Below are 4661 nucleotides of genomic sequence, written 5' to 3' on the forward strand. Positions count from 1 at the left end.
CTTGTCTTGTCTTGTCTTGTCTTGTCTTGTCTTGTCTTGTCTTGTCTTGTCTTGTCTTGTCTTGTCTTGTCTTGTCTTGTCTTGTCTTGTCTTGTCTTGTCTTGTCTTGTCTTGTCTTGTCTTGTCTTGTCTTGTCTATGTAATGTCCAAATTCACCAATGGTGCAGATGTACATGTCCCGGTCCTTGTAGCAGGCCAGGTGCTTGACCTCCAGCGAGCTGCGGTCGTCCAGCATGCCCGTGGAGCAGGCCTTGACCTTCTTGCTTTTGGCCATCAGACTGAGCAAAAGCGACTTGTATTTGAGCGAGTCATTGACGATTTTCTGCCATTCAGCCGGGGTCAAGTGGTGGCGGGTCAGTTCGTCCTGATAGGCAAAATTGGTGAAATAATAGACCAGCTGCTTGCCCGGCCGCCGTTCGATCAAGGCCAGAGGCATTTCCAGGTGTTTTATTCCCTGGGAAATATGACTGACCATCGGGTTGACCAGGATGTTGGTTTCCCCGATCTTGTCATAGTAGTCGTTCATTTCTTGGGGCTCGTACTCTGCCAGCCCCCGGCGCTTGATTTCCGCCAGCATCTCCTCTTCGGGGATCGGCTTGGAAAAGTGGAAGCCCTGCAGGCGGTCGCAGCCGATGGCCCGCAGAAATTCAGCCTGTTCCTTGCTTTCAACGCCTTCACACAGGGTATGGATGCCCAGGTGCTTGGCCATGTCGACGATTTCGCGCAGGATGATGTGGCTGCGGGAATTCGTCTGGAAGTTCCGCAGGAAGATCATGTCGATCTTCAGCAGGTCAAAGTCGAAGTCCTTCAAGTTGTTCAAACTGGAGTAGCCGCTGCCGAAATCGTCCATCCAGATCTGGTAGCCGGCCGCGTGGAACTTGTCCATGGCCGCGCGCAGTTGCTCGGGCACCGTGGTCAGCGTTGACTCCAGAATCTCGATCTTGAGATAGGAGGTCGGGATCTTGTACCGGCGGCGGATGGCGTCGACTTCGGCAAAAATGTCGCAGACCTGGAAGTCGACCCGGGACAAGTTGACGGAAACCGGCTGAATCGGAATTTTCCGCTGGTAGCAGCTCGCCAGCATCTCGCAGACCTGCTCGATGATCGACAGGTCCAGCCGGTTGATCAAGTGGGTGTCCTCAAGGACGCCGATGAAGACCGCGGGACTGAGCACTCCTTCCGCGGGATCGATCCAGCGGGCCAGGGCCTCGTAGCCGCAGATCTGGCCGGTCAGGCTGCGGATCTCCATCTGGTAGTAGGGCTTGATCCAGCGCTTGTCGAGGGCTTCCTGGAAGTGGGTGAGGACGTAGTCGCGGTTGATGTACTTTTCCCGCACGTTCTCGTCGAAAACATGGTACAGTTGAGTCAGATCATCGCCGGTGTACTGCAGGGCCTTCCTGGCCTTGTCGACGGCGGATTTGATGCTTTCGCGCGGGTTGACGTAAAAGTAGATCCCCGCCTTGACGCCGCCGACGGAGTAGTTGCGCAGCACGAAGCGCTGCAGCTCCTTGATCTTCTCGATATAGTCGTTGCTGGTCGAGAGGACCACGAAACGGTCTTCATTGTAGCGCAGCACCAGGCTGTCGGGGAAGAGGCGCAGGAGCTGGCGGCTGATTCTGACCAGGAAGCGGTCGCCTTCCAGATAGCCGAAGTGCTCATTGTAGCCGTGCATGCCGACGATGTTGAACATGATGATTCGCGGCTGGTCGCCGACGCGCAGTTTGCTGTCCAAATAATCCTGGCCGAAGCTGGTCAGGTAGACGCTGTTGAGCAGGCCGGTCAAATTGTCCTCGTACTGCTCGTTGGAAGGAATGTGGCCGATCTGGGCCGGCCGCAGGTCGACCTGGTCGTTGCCGATGTTGATGTAGTCAACGAAAAGCAGGGTCTGGCCGGCAAAAATCTGCTGGCTCACGTGGAGCAGGACGGTCTGGTAGCTTTCCGCCAGCTTGATGCGGCAGGTGATGAGCTGCTGCGGGGCAGTGAGCAGGTTGACGGTGATATGGTCGACCGCCTTCAAGTGTTTCAAAAGTTCGTCGCGGCCCAGCTGGTAGAGCTGGCAAAGGCCGTCGGAAACCAGCAGGGGGACAAGCTTGCCCTCTGCTTCTTGGTAGACAGCCAGAGCAAAGTTCAATTGCTCATAGCTTTTACGATTTGCTGCAGAAAATTGGTAAAGTTTGGTCATGTCTCAAGCCTCATGCGGTAATTGGCGGAACAGCGAAAAATCTCTTTAGAGCAGCTGACGTTTTTCGGTAAAATACAAAAGTGAACATCCGGGGAAGCGCTGCTGATAAAAAAGGTAAAGTGCCTCGTTCGGATTATAAGTTAAAAACTATATAACTAAGCTAGTACCATATTAGCACTCTCGGCCGGCGTTTGTTAAGCCTTTTCATTGAGTGTTTTCAAAATAATGTTAGTGCTGAAAAATAACAAGCACCTGGCCGGCATAGAAAGGAAAAAATGCGGATATTATTGCTTGGAGACAGTATTTTTGCCCGGAAGGAAGGGCTGGATGAGCCCCGGATCAACTGGACCTTGAAAGAGCAGCGGCCGGGCCTGCTGCTCGACAATACGGCGGTTTCCGGCTTGAATTCCGGCGCCCTCCTGGCCCTGCTGGGAGACCTGGCCTTGAAGCGGCCGAAAGCCGACCGGGCCTTCTTGATGATCGGGGTCAACGACGCGGCCAGAAACAAGCAGGTGCCGCTGGCGCAATACCAGCGCAACCTGCAGGCCATCGTGTCCGCCTTGGTCTGCTTTTATCCCGGAGAAAAACTGGTCCTGCTGTCCGGGCCGGCGGTGGATGAAGGAAAGCAGCGGGGACGGACGAACGCAAATCTGGCAAAGTATGCTAAAGTAATGGAGGAAGTCGCGGCTGAATACCAGGTCGCTTACAGCGACTTTTTCACGGCCATGCTCAAGGAGGGGAACCTGCCAGACCTGTGCCGGGGAGAGCTTGCCGACGGCCTGCACTTCGGACCGCGCGGCTATCGTTTGTTGGCAGCGAAAATATTGGAGCAGCTGCCCGAGGAAGGTTGAACATCAATGAAAAAGATCTATGTGGTTCGCCATGGCCGGACCTATTTGAACAAGTACCAGCGCCTGCAGGGCTGGTCAGACGCCCCTTTGACCGAAGAAGGGATCGACGGCGCCCACCAGATGGGCAAGGCTTTGAAGGAAATGCATTTTGACCTGCTGGCTTCCAGCGACTTGAAGCGGGCAGCCGACACGCGGAAGATCATCGCCTCTGAAAACGACAACTGGGAGAGCATCAAGATGACCCAGACCGCAGACCTGCGGGAGCTTTTCTTTGGCTATTTCGAGGCTTTCCACGACACTGAGGGGGTCAAGGCGGCCCTGAAGACCGACAAGTATCCCCGCCTGGTGGACGCGATCAAGGACGGCTACACCTGGAAGCAAATCGGCGACCTCTTCCATGAGGCCGACCCGGAAGGGGATGCCGAAAGCGGCAGCGAGTTTGAAAGCCGCTTAAAGCGGGGAATCGACTGGCTGGTCAACTACGATGAATCCGAACGGATCCTGCTGGTTGGCCATGCCTGCGTCATCCACTGCCTGGCCTGCATCTACGGCGGCAAGCAGCTCAGAACCGAGCTGCCAAAGCACAACGAAATGATGATTCTGGACGTCGACCAGGACGGCAAGGTCAGCCTGGAAGAATTCGGGCGGCCAATGTACTGATTTTGGCCCGGGACCGGCGCCAACTGATCTATAATAGACTGTGGGAAAAAGCAATCTATCGAAAATGGTAGGTGAGACATATGATTAGTAAAGAAAACAAGCTGCTGATCCGGCGCTATCTCTACGCCATGATCAACATGTACGGGATAGTTCCGCTGCGGCACGCGTACCACATTTTCAGCCACCAGAACCCCCTGCTCAACATCGATGAGGACGATTTCTGGGAATTCACGATTCTGGACCAGAGCGACCAGGACTACAATGTGGCCGGCGAGGCTGAATTGCTGGGGGAAGACCGCGGCGAGGACGAGGATGAGGAATTCTATCTCTACGGCGACTGGGTGCTGATGGACCTGCCGCAGGATTTCAAGCAGATTAAAAAGCTGCAGCACAACCGGATCTACTATGTGCCGGAAAAAGAAGAATTTTTGCGCCGGGAGAACGAATGGTACTACGAACGGACCACGGCGACCGAGGAGTACCGGCAGTACTTGCGGGACAGCAATCCGGGCTTGAGCGACGACCGGCTGGAAGAAGCCTTCTTTGAGGCCCTGACCCAGCTGCACGCCGTCAGCTACGGCAAGACGGTCGAAGAGACCATCAACGCCGTTCCGCGCTCCTTGCGGGTGATCGGCTTCACCGTTTCCGACGAGCAGGAAGACGAATTGCGGCACCTGCTGCGGCGGATGCTGGACGGAACCAGGCAGGAAGCCCTGCGCGGCAAGATGTACAAGTACCACAAGCTGCCAACGGCCTTGGAGATTATTGAAACCGAAGGTCTGACGGCGGAAAACATCTCTCGCATCCACAGCGGGAAGATCGACGCCATGGAGCTGGTCCCGCAGATCGAGCTCAAGCAGCCGGACCTGGCCCAGCAGCTGGCCAATATTTACCGGCAATAAAAGCCAAAGACACGGCAAAAAACGCCCCTGATATGACCCCCGAAATTAGGACACTAATTTCGGGGG

Annotated in this window: 4 protein-coding genes; 3 read left to right on the forward strand and 1 reads right to left on the reverse strand. The window is 55.4% G+C overall.

Features of this window, described 5'->3' with window-relative positions; genetic code table 11:
* On the reverse strand, window positions 1–2182 hold a 2182-nt coding region (locus tag lacNas_RS09300; RefSeq protein ID WP_201346804.1), incomplete at its 3' end, for a GGDEF domain-containing phosphodiesterase.
* A 275-nt stretch (window positions 2183–2457) separates the two neighbouring features.
* Here lacNas_RS09300 and lacNas_RS09305 point away from each other — a divergent pair.
* From lacNas_RS09305 to lacNas_RS09315, 3 genes are all read left to right on the forward strand, one after another.
* Window positions 2458–3033 (forward strand): GDSL-type esterase/lipase family protein, encoded by a 576-nt coding sequence (locus lacNas_RS09305; RefSeq protein ID WP_201331452.1) that lies wholly within the window; start codon window positions 2458–2460, stop codon window positions 3031–3033.
* A gap of 6 nt (window positions 3034–3039) precedes the next feature.
* On the forward strand, window positions 3040–3693 hold the full coding sequence (locus lacNas_RS09310; RefSeq protein WP_201331453.1) for a histidine phosphatase family protein: 654 nt from the start codon (window positions 3040–3042) through the stop codon (window positions 3691–3693).
* 80 nt (window positions 3694–3773) lie between these two features.
* The gene (locus lacNas_RS09315; protein ID WP_201331454.1) at window positions 3774–4595 is read left to right on the forward strand and encodes a hypothetical protein; all 822 of its coding nucleotides are present in this window, start codon (window positions 3774–3776) and stop codon (window positions 4593–4595) included.
* Window positions 4596–4661 lie beyond the last annotated feature (66 nt).

The organism is Lactobacillus nasalidis (assembly GCF_016587775.1).
Lineage (GTDB): Bacteria > Bacillota > Bacilli > Lactobacillales > Lactobacillaceae > Lactobacillus > Lactobacillus nasalidis.

What these genes read in the sequence shown, in the direction of transcription:
- lacNas_RS09305 (WP_201331452.1), top strand. Translation starts at nt 2,458, where the DNA reads ATGCGGATATTATTGCTTGGAGACAGTATTTTTGCCCGGAAGGAAGGG.
- lacNas_RS09310 (WP_201331453.1), top strand. Translation starts at nt 3,040, where the DNA reads ATGAAAAAGATCTATGTGGTTCGCCATGGCCGGACCTATTTGAACAAG.
- lacNas_RS09315 (WP_201331454.1), top strand. Translation starts at nt 3,774, where the DNA reads ATGATTAGTAAAGAAAACAAGCTGCTGATCCGGCGCTATCTCTACGCC.